Origin of the sequence: Enterococcus avium ATCC 14025 (assembly GCF_000406965.1) — a bacterium.
GTDB lineage: Bacteria > Bacillota > Bacilli > Lactobacillales > Enterococcaceae > Enterococcus_A > Enterococcus_A avium.
The window spans coordinates 238,464-253,167 of the sequence record NZ_KE136367.1; the positions used below are offsets into that span (position 1 = coordinate 238,464).

Annotated in this window: 18 protein-coding genes; 4 read left to right on the forward strand and 14 right to left on the reverse strand. The window is 40.4% G+C overall.

Going from position 1 to position 14,704, the window contains the following annotated elements; genetic code table 11:
• The 9 genes from OMU_RS20490 to OMU_RS20530 form a co-directional block, all read right to left on the reverse strand.
• Positions 1-633, reverse strand: coding sequence for a copper homeostasis protein CutC (locus OMU_RS20490; protein WP_016181776.1), 633 nt, complete (start codon positions 631-633; stop codon positions 1-3).
• 137 nt (positions 634-770) lie between these two features.
• Entirely contained in the window at positions 771-1,940 is a 1,170-nt protein-coding gene (locus OMU_RS20495; RefSeq protein ID WP_016181777.1) for a MalY/PatB family protein, read from the reverse strand.
• Positions 1,941-2,035: 95 nt separating this feature from the next.
• Positions 2,036-2,740 carry an SIS domain-containing protein gene (locus OMU_RS20500; protein ID WP_016181778.1) on the reverse strand — a complete coding sequence of 235 codons (705 nt, stop codon included), beginning with the start codon at positions 2,738-2,740 and terminating at the stop codon, positions 2,036-2,038.
• A 57-nt stretch (positions 2,741-2,797) separates the two neighbouring features.
• Positions 2,798-3,613 (reverse strand): PTS system mannose/fructose/sorbose family transporter subunit IID, encoded by an 816-nt coding sequence (locus OMU_RS20505; protein ID WP_171030568.1) that lies wholly within the window; start codon positions 3,611-3,613, stop codon positions 2,798-2,800.
• Positions 3,588-4,406, reverse strand: coding sequence for a PTS mannose/fructose/sorbose/N-acetylgalactosamine transporter subunit IIC (locus OMU_RS20510; RefSeq protein ID WP_016181780.1), 819 nt, complete (start codon positions 4,404-4,406; stop codon positions 3,588-3,590). The genes OMU_RS20505 and OMU_RS20510 overlap by 26 nt, the downstream gene beginning before the upstream one ends.
• A gap of 1 nt (position 4,407) precedes the next feature.
• Positions 4,408-4,890, reverse strand: coding sequence for a PTS sugar transporter subunit IIB (locus tag OMU_RS23785; protein ID WP_016181781.1), 483 nt, complete (start codon positions 4,888-4,890; stop codon positions 4,408-4,410).
• A gap of 18 nt (positions 4,891-4,908) precedes the next feature.
• Positions 4,909-5,259 carry a PTS sugar transporter subunit IIA gene (locus OMU_RS23790; protein ID WP_016181782.1) on the reverse strand — a complete coding sequence of 117 codons (351 nt, stop codon included), beginning with the start codon at positions 5,257-5,259 and terminating at the stop codon, positions 4,909-4,911.
• Positions 5,260-5,271: 12 nt separating this feature from the next.
• Positions 5,272-5,967 carry a GntR family transcriptional regulator gene (locus OMU_RS20525; protein ID WP_016181783.1) on the reverse strand — a complete coding sequence of 232 codons (696 nt, stop codon included), beginning with the start codon at positions 5,965-5,967 and terminating at the stop codon, positions 5,272-5,274.
• A 201-nt stretch (positions 5,968-6,168) separates the two neighbouring features.
• Positions 6,169-6,588 carry a RidA family protein gene (locus tag OMU_RS20530; protein WP_016181784.1) on the reverse strand — a complete coding sequence of 140 codons (420 nt, stop codon included), beginning with the start codon at positions 6,586-6,588 and terminating at the stop codon, positions 6,169-6,171.
• A 430-nt stretch (positions 6,589-7,018) separates the two neighbouring features.
• Here OMU_RS20530 and OMU_RS20535 point away from each other — a divergent pair, with 430 nt between their 5' ends.
• From OMU_RS20535 to OMU_RS20545, 3 genes are all read left to right on the forward strand, one after another.
• Entirely contained in the window at positions 7,019-7,807 is a 789-nt protein-coding gene (locus tag OMU_RS20535; protein WP_016181785.1) for a TraX family protein, read from the forward strand.
• Positions 7,808-8,113: 306 nt separating this feature from the next.
• A complete protein-coding gene (locus tag OMU_RS20540) occupies positions 8,114-9,484 on the forward strand; it encodes an MFS transporter (RefSeq protein ID WP_016181786.1) in 1,371 nt (456 codons plus the stop codon).
• 93 nt (positions 9,485-9,577) lie between these two features.
• A complete protein-coding gene (locus OMU_RS20545) occupies positions 9,578-10,033 on the forward strand; it encodes a helix-turn-helix transcriptional regulator (protein ID WP_016181787.1) in 456 nt (151 codons plus the stop codon).
• 25 nt (positions 10,034-10,058) lie between these two features.
• Here OMU_RS20545 and OMU_RS20550 read toward each other — a convergent pair whose 3' ends face one another.
• Positions 10,059-11,267, reverse strand: coding sequence for an MFS transporter (locus OMU_RS20550; protein WP_016181788.1), 1,209 nt, complete (start codon positions 11,265-11,267; stop codon positions 10,059-10,061).
• A 320-nt stretch (positions 11,268-11,587) separates the two neighbouring features.
• Between OMU_RS20550 and OMU_RS20555 the strand changes: the two genes are divergently transcribed.
• Positions 11,588-11,941: a winged helix-turn-helix transcriptional regulator gene (locus OMU_RS20555; protein WP_016181789.1), complete on the forward strand. Its 354-nt coding sequence runs from the start codon at positions 11,588-11,590 to the stop codon at positions 11,939-11,941.
• A gap of 31 nt (positions 11,942-11,972) precedes the next feature.
• Here OMU_RS20555 and thiD read toward each other — a convergent pair whose 3' ends face one another.
• The 4 genes from thiD to thiW are packed head-to-tail and all read right to left on the reverse strand — an operon-like array spanning position 11,973 to position 14,702.
• Positions 11,973-12,791 (reverse strand): bifunctional hydroxymethylpyrimidine kinase/phosphomethylpyrimidine kinase, encoded by an 819-nt coding sequence (thiD, locus tag OMU_RS20560; protein ID WP_016181790.1) that lies wholly within the window; start codon positions 12,789-12,791, stop codon positions 11,973-11,975.
• Complete coding sequence (thiE, locus tag OMU_RS20565) at positions 12,788-13,447, reverse strand: thiamine phosphate synthase (RefSeq protein WP_016181791.1); 660 nt, start codon at positions 13,445-13,447, stop codon at positions 12,788-12,790. The genes thiD and thiE overlap by 4 nt, the downstream gene beginning before the upstream one ends.
• Entirely contained in the window at positions 13,408-14,226 is an 819-nt protein-coding gene (thiM, locus tag OMU_RS20570; RefSeq protein ID WP_016181792.1) for a hydroxyethylthiazole kinase, read from the reverse strand. Before thiM ends, thiE begins: the two co-directional genes overlap by 40 nt.
• The gene (gene thiW / locus OMU_RS20575) at positions 14,223-14,702 is read right to left on the reverse strand and encodes an energy coupling factor transporter S component ThiW (RefSeq protein ID WP_048717960.1); all 480 of its coding nucleotides are present in this window, start codon (positions 14,700-14,702) and stop codon (positions 14,223-14,225) included. The genes thiM and thiW overlap by 4 nt, the downstream gene beginning before the upstream one ends.
• Positions 14,703-14,704 lie beyond the last annotated feature (2 nt).

Below are 14,704 nucleotides of genomic sequence, written 5' to 3' on the forward strand. Positions count from 1 at the left end.
CTAAATAGCAACGATTCGTGTACCGTGTGCCTCAGATAGATTTAATTGGGCAAGAACATAATCCACATTATCAAAACGAATGCCTGCCCCTGGTAAAATAATGATTCGTCGGTTGGCATGATCGATCAACTTTATTAAATGGGGAATATTATCAATAATGGTGTTATCAGCCGGTCCACCATGGGTCAAAATGCGCTTAACACCATGGTCTGCTAACCAATCAATTGCTTTAAACTGATTTTCGATACTTAATTCGTCAAAAGCCATGTGGAATGTAACGTCTAGATTCCCCGCTTGATCTAATAGTATCTGGATCAGCTCTTCATCCAGCCATCCTTCTTTCAGACAGCCAAATACGATACCCTCTGCCTGCAATGCTTGGCATATCTCTATATCTGCTTTCATGATTGCTGCCTCTGCTTCATCATATTCGAAGTCCCTGCCTCTTGGTCTGATCATTACCATGGTAGGGACATTTTTTCTTTTCGTATAAGAAAGAGTTTGCTTGATTACACCATAGCTGGGTGTGGTTCCGCCTTGTGCAAGGTTATCGCAAAGCTCAATTCTGCCAGCACCCGCGGCAATGGCTTGGGGAATGTATTCAAAATTTTCAGCACAAAATTCTTTAATCATTTTGTATCTCCTTTTTCTTACTTTATTTTCAAAACGTTTATCATCTAATTAAACCTCTCAATCAGCAACTTATCTTGATAATTTATTGTTTCCTTTCTTGTCAGCCACCCCGATTAAAGTTGATCTGATATTCTTTTTTAAATTGCTTTTTCTTCGATGGCTCTCATAAATCGAGCCATTCCTACTTTTAAAATATCCAATGGACAGCCGAAATTTATCCGAATATAATCACCGTCACCCTCTTCAAAAATCGTCCCTTCATGCACATCAACACCATACTGATTTTTCAGAACCATTCTAATCTCATCAGAATCAGCGCATGGACTATCGATGATCCTCAACCATGCGAGATAGGAGCCCTCAGATTTGATTAGTTCAACCCGCTCAATTCCAGCAATAAGTTGTTCAAGATAATGATAGTTTTCTTCTAAGTGCTCAATCAGCTCGTTTAACCACGCAAGCGCTTGTTCAGGATGACTATATATAGTATTTAACATTTCTATTGCAAATAGATCTAAGTCATTTAACCCATTCAATTTAAAAACGAATTCCATTCTTCTCTTTATTTCAGGATTTCTAGTAATGGTATAAGAAGCCTTTATTCCTGCAACATTGAACGTTTTTGCTGGGGAAGAAAGAACGATTATTTTTTCTTCAGGCTCACAGTTTCGTAAAACAGAATGGAAGGTATGGCCTTTAAAGATAAGATCTCCATGGATTTCATCAGAAATTAGATATAGTTTTTTCGTTTGTACTAGTTGCTTTATTTCACTTAATTCTTGTTCATTCCAAACACGCCCTACTGGATTATGAGGGTTACACAGAACGACGGCTTCAATCTTCTGATCATCAGTCAAGAACTGCCTTGTTCGTTCAATATCAACCTGATAATTGCCATCCCTATTTAAAAGCGGTACTTCAATCACTTCAATTCCACAATTTTTCGCGATAGTCATCAATGGCGGATAGATTGGTGTAAACAATAAAAGCTTTCCTTCTGTTGTTATAAATGTTTCCAAAATTACGCGATAGCTGTGTAAAACACTGGTTGAAAAAAGAATGTCCGCTTCATCAACTTTACAATTATAATGTTCTTCATACCAGCTACTAATTCCTTCATTTATTTCTTTAGAAATGTCCGTATATCCAAAATAGTCCGCTTTTACTCTATTGATTAAATGTTCTGCTAAAAACTCTGGTGACTTAAAATCCATATCGGCAATCCAAAAAGGAAGAATATCCTTTGTTCCATACCGTGACCATTTCTTTGAATAGGTCTGCTTTCTAATCTCTGCAATTGCCTTCATTGACTAACTCCAATCATGTACTTAGTTTTTCAAGATTGACCCAAAATTCTAAAAAGGCCTCAAACTTGAAAAAGACAAGTTTAAGACCTAACTTCTTAAATGTGGAAGATCCGATCAGCATAGTTGTTCTCTATTTCTAAATTCCGTTCATGCCCGCCATCAACATTGGCACTCATATATACCGGCGGTTCAAAGCCTTTTTCCACCATGATCTTGATTGCTTCATACATTGTTTGCTGCAAAAGTAATGTCGCTGCAAAGGAAGAGGTTCCACAAACTTTTGTTTCTAAACCTTCGATTTCTAATGCCGCATCACCAAATCCTGAGTGATTATCTAGTACAACATCTGCAAATTCGTATAACATTTTTCCGCTATGATGACGCGAAGTCGTTGCTTTCGAAATATCCAAAGCAGTAACAACGATCAGTTTATTGCCACGCTTTTTGACTTCTTCCGCAATTTCAATAGCCATTGGATTTCTGCCTGAATTTGAGATCAAGAAGAAGATATCATTAGGATCAACCATTACTTTATGCATCAAAGTTTTCCCAACACCTGCACACTGTTCATACATGCCGCCAGCCGGGTCCATGATTGTTTTTGATGTGATTAGCCCACCCGCACGTCCACTGATTTCAATCGCCGCTGCATAAGAATGTCCACTACCAAACGCTTGAGTGATTCCTCCGTTCATAATTCCTTCGGCTACAATCTCAGCCGCTTTAGAAATGTTTTCCCCTTCGTTTTCCTCAATAATTTGCGTTATTCGTTTACATTCTTCAAAAAATTCTAATGTCATTTTTCTTTCCCCTTTTTCATTCTGATATATTATTTTTCATTGCAAACTACGTACCATTTAACCTAGAATTCTAAGATTGTAGAAAACAATCGATAGTACCATAACTAACAGAATAGCTTTTGTTGATGTCATCCCCTTTTTACCTAACAGCCAATAAACGAGAGCGACCAAGCAGGCTGGAATAAGGGCCGGCATGATTTGATCAAGAATCTCTTGCAATTTCATCGTAACCTCGCCAGACTTATAGACGAAAGAGACATTTGCGGTAATAACAGTTGGAATAAGAGCTCCGACAACTGTCACCCCTAATAAAATTGCCGCATCTGTTAGCGCATTAAGCTTATCGCTGAATTCATTGACCAACTTCAGCCCCTGCTTGTAGCCGAATGGAAGGAAGGTAAATCTGGCGATACAAACGGCAATATTTACCAATAACCAAATGATTACCCCTGTTACATTGCCTTTTTGTCCCATGTAAGCCGCGATCGATCCTAAAACCGTCGGTAGTAGAACCCCAAAGATCGTGTCACCGACTCCAGCGAATGGCCCCATCAAGCCGGTTTTGATCCCGGTAATAACTTCTTTCGATTCGAAGCCTTCCTGTTCTTCAATCGCCAAGTCCATCCCGACAATAAAGTGTCCCATCATGGGATTACAGTTGAAGAATTGGTTGTGGGTCTCCAGCATTTCTTTTAACTGTTCTTTGTTATCTCTATATTTCTTCTCTAGGAAAGGTAGCATCGTGTAAATATAGCCAGTAGACATCATACGTTCATAATTCCAACAAATTTGGCTTCCTAACATCCAGCGATAACTCGCTCGAAAAAGGTCTTTTTTAGTGATAATATTATTCTTCGTATTCTCCATCTTCATAACCTCCTAAAGTGATCGTTGCATTAGCCGCTGCCACTGTCGCGGTCTCAACGTTCTTATCCTCACCAGCTTTATGATTGAAATGATTGATCGCTAGTGCAAAACCGACTAAAGCCACACCCAGCATAGGGACCTTTAAGTAAGCCGCGAGGAAAAAGCCAGCAATCAAGTAGGCAATATATTTATTCGTGGGAAGATACTTCAACAGAACAGCGATCCCGACTACCGGAAGCAAGCCTCCTGCTACCTTCAATCCGCCCATTAGCCAATCAGGCATATCATTGACGATCACATCAACTACTTTTTGTCCAAAAATGAGCATGATCCCTACTGGAATAGCACGAGATAAGCCCCAAGGAAACATTCCTAAAACCGTATTTCTTGCAATTCCTTTTGTATCTAACTCTTCGATGTTTTTATCAATTCTGTGTAAGAAGAACGTGTTGGCAAAACGAGCTAGGACATCTAATTGAACCATCAGCAGCCCTACTGGAACCGCAATCGCTAATGCAAACTCGATCCCTTTACCAGAGATATGCGCAAAGGCTGTACCAACGATCGCCCCGGTCGTGAAATCCGGAACGGAAGCGCCTCCATAAGTTCCCACCCCAAGAACCATTAGTTGCAAGGTAGCTCCGATTGTCAATCCTAAAGTAACATCCCCAACGATCAATCCGGCAATGGTCCCTACGATTACCGGAAACTGCATTCCGATGACTAACGTTAAGTTGTCCAAAATACAAAAGAACGAAAAAATGATTAAAATAGCAATTTGCCAAGTAGCTAGCTCCATATTAATTCTCCTCTCTCAACAATTTCATAAAATCGCTTTTGTCCTCATTAGGTACCATCTGGGCGACTAATTTCACACCCTTCTCATTTAGATGTTTGAACGCTTCAATATCTTCAGGTGTAACACCAATTGATTTTGCGACTTGTTTTGAGCCTTTTTTGGCTGACATGTTCCCAATGTTTATCTCTTCCAACATCACGCCATTGTCCACTAACTCAACGAGCGTTGCTGGATTTTTGACGATCAGAAAAACTCTTTGATCATCGTATTGTCCATTAGTTATTCGAGCAGAAGCTCCTTTTGTGGTCAAAATACTGAGCTTGACTGAGTTGGGCTTAGCCATCTTGAGAACATCTTTTTCCATCTCATTTTTAACTACTACATTATCGACTACCATGATCCGATTTACTTTTAAGTGATTCGTCCACATTGTTGCTACCTGTCCGTGGATCAAGCGTTCATCGATTCGAACATTCACGATCATTTTCCTCGCCTCCAATTTCTATAATTCCTTGATAGATTCCTTTGCACCAATCAAACTATTCTCGATACTTTCCCCCATGACCAGACTGAGCATCATTGATAGATTCAATCCCGTAAATACCCGTATCCCGTTACTATTCTTTTTGGTCAACAGAGCCGCATTTGCTGGACTGCCTCCAGGAATATCACAATAGATTGATACCTCATCCTCAGCAAATGCTATCCGTTTATTGTATTGCTCGATAATATCTGTCACAGACATCTCTTCTGTAAAATCAATCGAGAAGATATTGTCCTGCTTTCCTGCAATCATCTCTACACTATTTTTTATCGTTTCCCCGTACTTGCCATGTCCACATAAAAGAATCATCTTCTCACCTTCCTAGACAGATGCCACAGTGACATCAAAGTAGTTATATTTTTTATATGACAGAATAAATTCAATTAACTTGTTATCGGTTGAAAATGTTTTTTGCGTCATGAGTACAACTGGCTCTGAGTCAGACAACTTCAGTAGTTTTTTTACATCATCAGGAACAGGAAATAAAATTTTGAAATTTTCTTCAAACTTGGCATTAAATAAATTAATATTTTTCTTCTCGCGAACCGTGTCATAGATCGATTTCAGCTGTTCCTTAGAAGCTCCCTGGATGTAATTTGAATCAATATAGGTCACTGCCAGTTGAATCGCTTCGTTCCGCGCATACTTCAATCGCGTAATTTTCTGAACTTCGATACCTTCATCAAACTCACCAAGAATTTCTGAAGTCAACTCATTTTGAACAGAAATGACCTCTGTGTGCTCATCGCTGCGATCGTAATATTTATAGTCATTCTCGAAGTATCGTACAGTTGATCCTCTAAGTGCTTTCGTAACAAAGGTACCTTTTCCTTGGATTCTGTGAACGTATCCTTCAGAAACAAGTTCATTTAGCGCTTTGACTACCGTTGTGGAACTGACGTTGTATTTACTCTTCAAATCGGCTTCACTAGAAATTTTTTGTCCGGGTTGAAATTCCTTCGATAAGATTCGTTTGACGATATCTTGTTTTATTTCTTCATATTTTGCTATGGCCATGATTTAGCTCCTCCTATCTACTTAACACGTTAACCTGTTAACACGTCCATAATAGCACCTCGAAAAACCTATTGCAAGCGTTTTCTTAAAATTGATTTTTTCCTTATTTTAGAAAATGAAGCCTAATGACTATTTCACCAACATAAAAAAGCCTTCCAATTATTGATAGGAAGGCTTTAAACGTATTTATTAAATTGACGTTTACTCAACAACCGCAATAATCTCAACTTCTACCAACGCATCCTTCGGCAAGTTTGCGACACCCACACAAGAACGACTGGGTTTTTCCTTATCAAAAAAGCTAGCATAAATTTGGTTAAATGCTGCAAAATCAGACATGTTTTTCAAGAAGCAAGTCGTTTTTACTACCTTGTCGTAATCTGCTCCAACAGCCTTCAATACCCCGCCGACATTTCGTAATACTTGATACGTTTGGTCTTCAATCGTTTCTCCGACTAATTCTCCGCTTACTGGATCTAACGCGATCTGACCAGAAGCATACAGCATGCCGTTTACAACTTTTGCTTGGACATATGGTCCAATTGCTTGTGGTGCCTCCGTTGTTTCCACCGTATAGATTGATTTTTCTTGAAAGTTCACTTCTGTTACGTTATTTTCCAATTGCTCCACTCCTTTTTTTTCATTACAATTAACCAACAAATCATTCAACCGAAACAAGACTATTACTCTGCTAAACTGAAAAAAGCATCTCACCGATTGGTGGGATGCTTGGAGAATCCCACTCAACAAATGTCAAACAGGACTTCAAACTGTTTTTCCAAAACAGATTTCAAGTCCTCAGTCTAATAATAATGATCATTTGTCTAGTAGTCGTCGCGTTCATAGAAATTCTCCTTTTAAAATTAAATTTAAATGGCATTTAAATTAATTTATGATTGTAATGATAACGGAGGTTCCATTTATTGTCAATGAGTTTAAAGAATTTTCTGACATTTCTATCTCACATTTTTGTAAGAAGATTGTTCGCTCAATAAATGGATGGATGGAAAAAATTTCGTTATCCTCTTGTTAAGAAAGAGAGGATTTTTTTATGAATAAAGGGATGAATGGTTTCCAGTTAAAAGTTTTAGGGGTCGTGACCATGGTACTCGATCACATTGCGGAGTTTTTTCTATTTTTAGGAGTGCCCATGTGGTTTCATTGGATTGGTCGAATCGCCGCACCAATTTTTCTTTTTGAAAGTTCAGAAGGTTTTGTCCACACCCGTAATCGAAAAAAATATATGTTTCGTTTATTAGCCGGTTTTTGGCTGATGGGAATTATCAATATGATTTTGAATCGCTATTTTGCGGTTGGAGACGCAATCGTTATTAATAATATTTTTGGCACGTTATTCTTAGGTACTGTCTACATGCAAGCATGCGAATATATTAAAGACCGTAAAGTGGCTAAGGGAGTAATTTGGTTCCTTGTTCCAACCCTATTAAGTGTTTTGACAATCGGCCTGTTGTCTAGCGGATTACTTGATTCTAAATTCGGCATGCTTTTTTTCCAAGCATTTAATTTACTTGTACCAACACTATTGTTAACTGAAGGCGGAATTCTATTTGTTTTATTAGCAGTTCTATTCTATCTTTTCCACGGCAAGAAATTTTTACAGGTTGCAGCACTTGTTGTCATTGCGTTACTAACCCTGATTTTCGGTGGCGGTATACAGCATGCGTTTATGATGAATTACCAATGGATGATGATGTTTTCAGCAATTCCAATCATTTTATACAATGGTGAAAAAGGTCGCAGTATGCGGAATTTCTTCTATATTTTCTATCCCGCACACATTGCAATTTTTGCCATTATCAGCTTTTTGATCCAACGCTAGACTTGACCTTCTCCATAAAAAGCTTTAAAATGCTTTTTGTGAATAAATCGTACAGATAACACGTAATGCGTGTCGAGAGAGAGGCGGTTTCTATTAATTTAGAAACCACCTCTCTTTTTGTCAGTTCTGCTTTTTGCAGTAAATAAATACAAGCAGATTCATAACCAAAAGCGTTGAGCAGTTTAGCAGAATGCTATGCGCAATGAAAGAAGTGCCTGCCATTAAAGCTGCTTCTTACTCTGGCAAAATAAATAATGGAGACGCCCGAATTTAAAGTTATTTGTCGAATTAAAGTGAGGTTATTATATGAAAGAAAAGAAAATCCATTTATTACTAGCTGTCCTTGCCACTGGGATCATGTCCTTTGCCGGAGTCTTAATCGAAACCGCCATGAACGTGACCTTCCCCACTCTGATCAAGCAGTTCGGAATATCCACCGGGATGGTGCAGTGGGTCACGACCATTTATCTCTTAGTCATCTCTATTATGGTGCCTTTTTCCAATTATCTATTGAAAAATTTTTCGATTCGAAAATTGTTTATCATCGCGAATCTTTTTTTCATTGCTGGATTGATGACAGATTTGTGGTCTCCTTCTTACAGTATTTTGTTAATTGGACGCTTATTGCAAGGGATTAGTACCGGAATTGCGTTACCCTTGATGTTCCACATTATCTTAAATTTCACCCCTATGCATAAGCGCGGAACGATGATGGGTGTGGGCACACTGACAACGTCCATTGCTCCAGCAATCGGACCAACCTATGGCGGTATTATGACTGCAAGTCTTTCTTGGCATGCGATCTTCTTATTTTTATTACCTATCTTAGTGCTTTCACTAATCATTGGTCTTTATGCCATTCCAGAAATATCTGTCAAAAAAACTGGTGCATTAGATATTGTCAGTCTCATTGGCGTTGCATTGCTATTCAGCGGACTATTGATGTTCTTAAATCAAATTGGAAGTTTAGCGAGTCTACTTTCATTGGCAGTTGGTATCCTTGGCTTATTGATCTTCTATCGGCAAGCGACACGGGGAAAAAATCCATTAGTCCGAATCACTGTTTTGAAAAATAAAGTCTTCGTACTATTTTTGTGCGGTTTCTTAGTTTGTCAGTTCTTATTATTAGGCATTTCCTTTGTCTTGCCTAACTTCGTTCAAATCGTTTTAGGTAAAGACGCCTTTATTGCCGGCCTTGTCATGATGCCTGGTGCGGCTGTTGGGGCGATCTTAGCACCAATCTCTGGGCGTGTCTTGGATTCATTTGGTGCGAAAAAACCAATCTTACTAGGCTTAAGCTTTGCCACCATCGGCTGGATCGCGTTGACTCTGTTGTTACGCTCGCCGTTTTTACTTGGTTTCGTTGCAGGACATGTTTTTTATATGATCGGTATCGGTTTTTCTTACAGTAACCTAATGACCACGGGGATGAATTTACTATCTGAAGATGAGTACGGCGATGGAAATACGTTGTTCAATACCTTGCAGCAATTCTCTGGCGCGGTTGCCACCGCGATTGTTGCGACAATCATCAATTTAGCGCAGCAAGCCCAATCAGATTTCATCGCTGCCACCACTACAGGCTCGCAAATTTCACTGTTGTTCTTATTGGCTTTATTGCTTGCCGTCTTGATTGCTTGTTTGATTCATTTTCGTAAAGCAGCCACTCCTGCTTAATGTTAAAGTAACGGGCAAATGTTCGGCCGATACTCGCTAGTTTTTATATCAAATCCTGCTAAACTTAACTTATCAAGTTTGGAGGGATACATCATGACATTAGGAACGAATTTCTTCAATGCACGAAAAAAAAGAGGCTTGTCACAAGAAGAAGTCGCAGAAAAACTCGGTGTAAGCAGGCAGACGATTTCAAAATGGGAACTGGATGAAACTTTGCCTGATATTAACCAATCGAAGAAATTAGCCGTCACATACAAGGTTTCTTTGGATGAATTGATCGAATTTGATCCGGATCTTAACGATATTAAAGAAGTGATTGCCAAAACGAGTGAAGAAAAACAAGCGAAAGTCGATTGGACGAATGTCTGGGCGGAAAAATACCCCATCTTAGCGACTTATCAAACGGAAGTCGATTTGAATGACTACATCCCAAAAATAAAAGATATGCTTCTGCTTTTGAAAAGGAATTATGGCTATAACGATCAAGATACCTTTTTAGTCTTGAAAGATATTTTGGCTCAAATTTGGAAGGATACAGAAAAGCCGTGACGAGCGTTCGTCACGGTTTTTCTATTTACTCTTCACATTCGGCCATTTCATTTGACGTTTCTGTTGATTCACTCTTTTTCACTTGCACAATCAAGAGAATCGCTAACAATACAATCACGGCTCCAAAAATAGGTGTGTAGGCGATGCCCATTTTCCCAGTTACTTGCGCTCCCACTGTCGAACCTAGTGTGATCCCGATATTAAAGGCAGCAATATTAAACGCTGAAGCTAAAGTAATGTCTTGCGGCACATATTTCTCTGCTAACTGTACAACATACAATTGCAAGCCTGGTACATTCATGAAGGCAAACAGACCCAAGAGCAACGCCGCCAGCAAACCTAGAATATTGTTTCCAATCAAAGTAGTCGCAAATAAGAATACAAGAGCCGCCATTAAAAGACCAAACATTTTAATCAACGAAGCCAACGGTTTTTCATTGGCAAGCTGTCCACCAATCGTATTGCCGATCGCCACCATCACTCCGTAAACAATCAAAATAATGACAACAGCACTAGCTGAAAGTCCAAAGCCTTCTAAAATTGGCGACAAATACGTATAAGCCGCAAAGGTTCCACCATAACCAAAGGCAGTGATTAAGAAGGACATGACCAATGGTTTATTGGTAAAAATTCGAACAAAGCCCTTCAAGTCAACTTTACCGGGAATTGGCAACTGACGAGGCACTAAGAAGCTACTGGCAATTAAGCCTAACAGTCCAACCACTGCAATAAAGATAAAGGACATATTCCACGTGGTTTGTTGACCTATGAAAGTCCCCAACGGCACTCCGGTTACGGTCGCCACAGTCAAACCTGTAAACATGATGGCGATCGCACTAGCACGACGGGAAGGTTCTACGACATCCGCCGCGATCACGGTGGAAACCGACATAAAGATGCCATGAGCCAGCGCCGCTAAAATACGCCCCAGCAATAAAATCATAAAGGTCGGTGCAAAGGCTGCTAATAAGTTCCCACTAATAAACAGCAGCATGATCCCGATCATCAGATTGCGACGATTCCATTTTCCGGTTAACACCGTTAATAAAGGGGCTCCGATCGTGACGCCTAACGCGTATAAAGAAACGGTTAAACCGGCTTGAGCTAATGTGACATTGAAGCTTTTAACGATCATCGGCAAAAGCCCTACACTAATAAATTCTGTTGACCCGATCGCAAAGGCGTTGATTGCGAGAGCCAGTAACGTTAAGTTTGGTGAAATTTTCTTTTCCATGTTGTTCCTCCTTAGAATGGTTTCATGAACTCCTTCAGCTTGGCCAGTTCCACTTCGTGCTTCAGCCCGATTAGCGGATTGGTAGGCGTGACGACAATCAAAACCACTTTTCGCCCTTTTGAAAAATGGTTTCTTAAATAAACGTTCGCTCTGAGCGGTAAAGCTAGTTCATGAAACCAGCCATCAAAAAAGTATTTGTAACCTACGAGAAGATACTATATACTGTTGTTGACCTTTTGATAAGTACCCACTTTTTTGTACTATAGGTACCTTTCAGTAACTTTTGGATTATATCAAGGTTTTTTAGGAGGAAATTTATTTTGGAAAATCGTACATATATGATCGGTGTTGAAGCGACGATGGATGTCATTGGCGGAAAATGGAAACCAATTATTCTATGCAATCTGCGCCATGAACCCATGCGGCCTAGTGATTTGAAGCGCGGTATCACTGGTATTAGCCAGAAAATGCTGACGCAGCAGCTGCGTGAATTGGAAGAGGACAATATCATTGATCGCAAAGTCTATCAGCAAGTTCCGCCGAAAGTAGAATATTCATTAAGCAACTACGGCCGCAGTCTATCAGATATTTTGGATAGCCTGTGCAATTGGGGCGAACAGCATGTCGCTCATCTGCAAAAACAAGGACAGGCTATTTGCTTGAAAGCAAATTAAAAAGGAAGTTGAGGTGACCTCAACTTCCTTTTTATCTGATCAAAATGTCATCAGAAATCTCTGCCCAATGATTCGTTGGCCCGTGACCATGCCCAACGAAAATAGGTTGACTAATTGCGGCTTGAATAAATTTCTTTCCAATGATGATCGCTTCCTTCAAATCTTTCCCTTTTGCCAACTCAGCAGCGATACAAGCCGAAAAGGTATCGCCTGTTCCATGAGTATTGGCGGTCTCTACTCTCGGAGCGCTCATCCAGAAGCTTTCTCCTGATGCTAGTAAAACAAAATCAGCAGCCTCTTTATTTTGGCTATGCCCACCTTTAACAACAACGTTTTTCGTGCCCAAATTTTGCAGCTTCTTCGCCGCCTCGATCATCTCCTGATCCGTAACGATTCGCTGTCCGATGATCACCTCTGCCTCTGGTAAATTCGGAGTCACGATGGTAGCTAACGGCAATAGTTTCTCATTAATGGTTTTCACTGCATCATTTTGCAACAGGTGATGACCGCCTTTAGCCACCATCACAGGATCAACAATTAATGGTCCAAAATTGACTTGCTTCAATTTCTTCACGACAATTTCCACGCGTTCGACATCTGCCAGCATCCCGGTTTTTGCCGCACCAATCGTAAAATCCGCGGCTAGAGAATCAAACTGCTCTTCGATAAAACTACTGGGAATCGCCATACTATCCTGCACTCCGTAAGTATTTTGGGCTGTCAATGCTACGATGATACTCATACCAAAAGCTTTTCGAGCTTGAAACGTTTTTAAATCGGCTTGAATTCCAGCGCCACCGCCAGAATCAGAACCTGCGATCGTTACGACTTGTGGTGTTGAATTGATCATACATGTTCCTCCAATACCTCTGCTATTTTTCCCCTTAGAGCCTGAACTTTTTTACCAACATTTTCCGCTAACATGATCTCACTAACAATCGAAACACCATCAATCCCTGTTCCACGAAAATCAGATAGATTTTCTTCTTTGATACCGCCGATCGCAACACTTGGAATCGTCACTGCCTCATTAATCGCTTTTAGCGTCTCAATCGAAGTCAAAGCAGTGTCTTTTGTTTTTGTCGGGAAAATGGCACCAATCCCTAAATAATCCGCTCCTGCCTTTTCAGCCTCTAAGCCACGATCCACAGTTTTTGCTGATACCCCTAGAATTTTTTCTGTACCAATGAGCGAACGAACAATATCCACCGGCATCTCATCATCTCCGATGTGCACTCCTGCTGCGTCGACTGCCAAACAAATGTCAACACGATCATTAATAATTAAAGGAACATCGTAACGATCCGTAATAGCTTTTACCTTCAAAGCCAGCTCATAAAAAGCACCCGTCAACAAAGTCTTCTCTCGTAATTGAATTAATGTCACACCATTTTGACAGGCCTCTTCAATCACCGCTAAAAACTTCTCATCGCTAAAATCATACCGACCAGTCACTAAATATAAGGTTAAGTCCAATGCTTTTCCCGTCCTTTCACTTTTGTCCACCAGTTCTCCTCCATCAATATTGAAAGCTGATTCAACGTCTCTTGCCGGAAAGCGGCTAGACCAATCGTATCTCCTGCTTGCTCTCCGCAAAGATTAAAATAGCTAACCGCAGTTACAGCCGCATCAATCGCTTTCAATCCGCCGCCTAATAATGCTGCAATCAACGCACCTACAACATCGCCTGTACCGGTAAAACGATCCAACGCAGGCACGCCATTCGCTAAATGAAAAATACGTTCTTGATCGACGATAATATCTTGAGAACCTGTTGCTAGGAACGTGGTCTTCGGATAAAGAGCCGCTAACTTCTGCATAGCTTCCGATAATTCAGCGATTGCTTCTTCACTTTGATCTAGCTCACTACCATCCACTCCACGAGCCTGACTCGGCAGCCCGCAAAAATTCCGTAGTTCAGAAATATTGCCTTTTACTACTGTTGGATTTTCTGCCACCAACGAACGCCCTACTTGATTTCGAACCCTACTGACGCCATAACCGACCAAATCTACCACCGTTGGCTTATGAACGCTATTTGCTAGTTTGCTCGCTGCCAACAGACTGGTCCCACGTTCTTCCGACAGATGTCCGATATTCAGCAGCAACCCGTCTGTTTGTTGAAATAATTCCTCAAACTCGCGAGGATCAGAAGCCATGATCGGCTTTGCACCAACGTAAAGCAATGCATTTGCGACCGTTTCACAGGTCACTTCATTGGTTATACAATGAACTAACGGAGCATTTTCTAATGGAAATCCCTTTGAAATATTCGTTTTGATCATCCAAACATCCTTTCACTTGAAAACAACCGCTGCCAGCGTTTAAAAATCGTTGTTTCCTGCAATTTAACCAACACAACAAAAGCAATTGCCGAACCAATCAACGTTGCTCCGACAAATCTCGGAGTGTAAATCAACCAGTATAGCTCATTTTGACTCCCTGTAAACCAGACCATTACAGGATAGGATAAGAGCGAACCGATGATTCCTGTACCCACAATTTCACCCAGCATTGACCAAATCAGTCTTCCTCCTAAACGATAAAATAGACCAGCAAAAAATGCACCAAATACTGCACCCGTCAACGCTAAAGGCGGAATCCCCAACATCGTCATCCGTATCAATGCACAGACTAACGCCATGACTGTTCCGTAAAATGGTCCTAGCAACACTCCGGCGATAATGTTCATCACACTGGACATCGGCGCCATCCCTTCGATCCGCATCAAGGGAGACAACACAACATCTAATGCGATCATTA

Coding starts and splice junctions, on each gene's coding strand:
- OMU_RS20495 (WP_016181777.1), bottom strand. CDS start 1,940: ATGAAGGCAATTGCAGAGATTAGAAAGCAGACCTATTCAAAGAAATGG.
- thiM (WP_016181792.1), bottom strand. CDS start 14,226: ATGATCAAAACGAATATTTCAAAGGGATTTCCATTAGAAAATGCTCCG.
- OMU_RS20540 (WP_016181786.1), top strand. CDS start 8,114: ATGAAAGAAAAGAAAATCCATTTATTACTAGCTGTCCTTGCCACTGGG.
- OMU_RS20510 (WP_016181780.1), bottom strand. CDS start 4,406: ATGGAGCTAGCTACTTGGCAAATTGCTATTTTAATCATTTTTTCGTTC.
- thiD (WP_016181790.1), bottom strand. CDS start 12,791: ATGATCAATTCAACACCACAAGTCGTAACGATCGCAGGTTCTGATTCT.
- OMU_RS20550 (WP_016181788.1), bottom strand. CDS start 11,267: ATGGAAAAGAAAATTTCACCAAACTTAACGTTACTGGCTCTCGCAATC.
- OMU_RS20535 (WP_016181785.1), top strand. CDS start 7,019: ATGAATAAAGGGATGAATGGTTTCCAGTTAAAAGTTTTAGGGGTCGTG.
- OMU_RS23785 (WP_016181781.1), bottom strand. CDS start 4,890: ATGATCGTGAATGTTCGAATCGATGAACGCTTGATCCACGGACAGGTA.
- OMU_RS20490 (WP_016181776.1), bottom strand. CDS start 633: ATGATTAAAGAATTTTGTGCTGAAAATTTTGAATACATTCCCCAAGCC.
- OMU_RS20525 (WP_016181783.1), bottom strand. CDS start 5,967: ATGGCCATAGCAAAATATGAAGAAATAAAACAAGATATCGTCAAACGA.
- thiW (WP_048717960.1), bottom strand. CDS start 14,702: ATGATCGCATTAGATGTTGTGTTGTCTCCCTTGATGCGGATCGAAGGG.
- OMU_RS20505 (WP_171030568.1), bottom strand. CDS start 3,613: ATGAAGATGGAGAATACGAAGAATAATATTATCACTAAAAAAGACCTT.
- OMU_RS20500 (WP_016181778.1), bottom strand. CDS start 2,740: ATGACATTAGAATTTTTTGAAGAATGTAAACGAATAACGCAAATTATT.
- OMU_RS20545 (WP_016181787.1), top strand. CDS start 9,578: ATGACATTAGGAACGAATTTCTTCAATGCACGAAAAAAAAGAGGCTTG.
- OMU_RS23790 (WP_016181782.1), bottom strand. CDS start 5,259: ATGATTCTTTTATGTGGACATGGCAAGTACGGGGAAACGATAAAAAAT.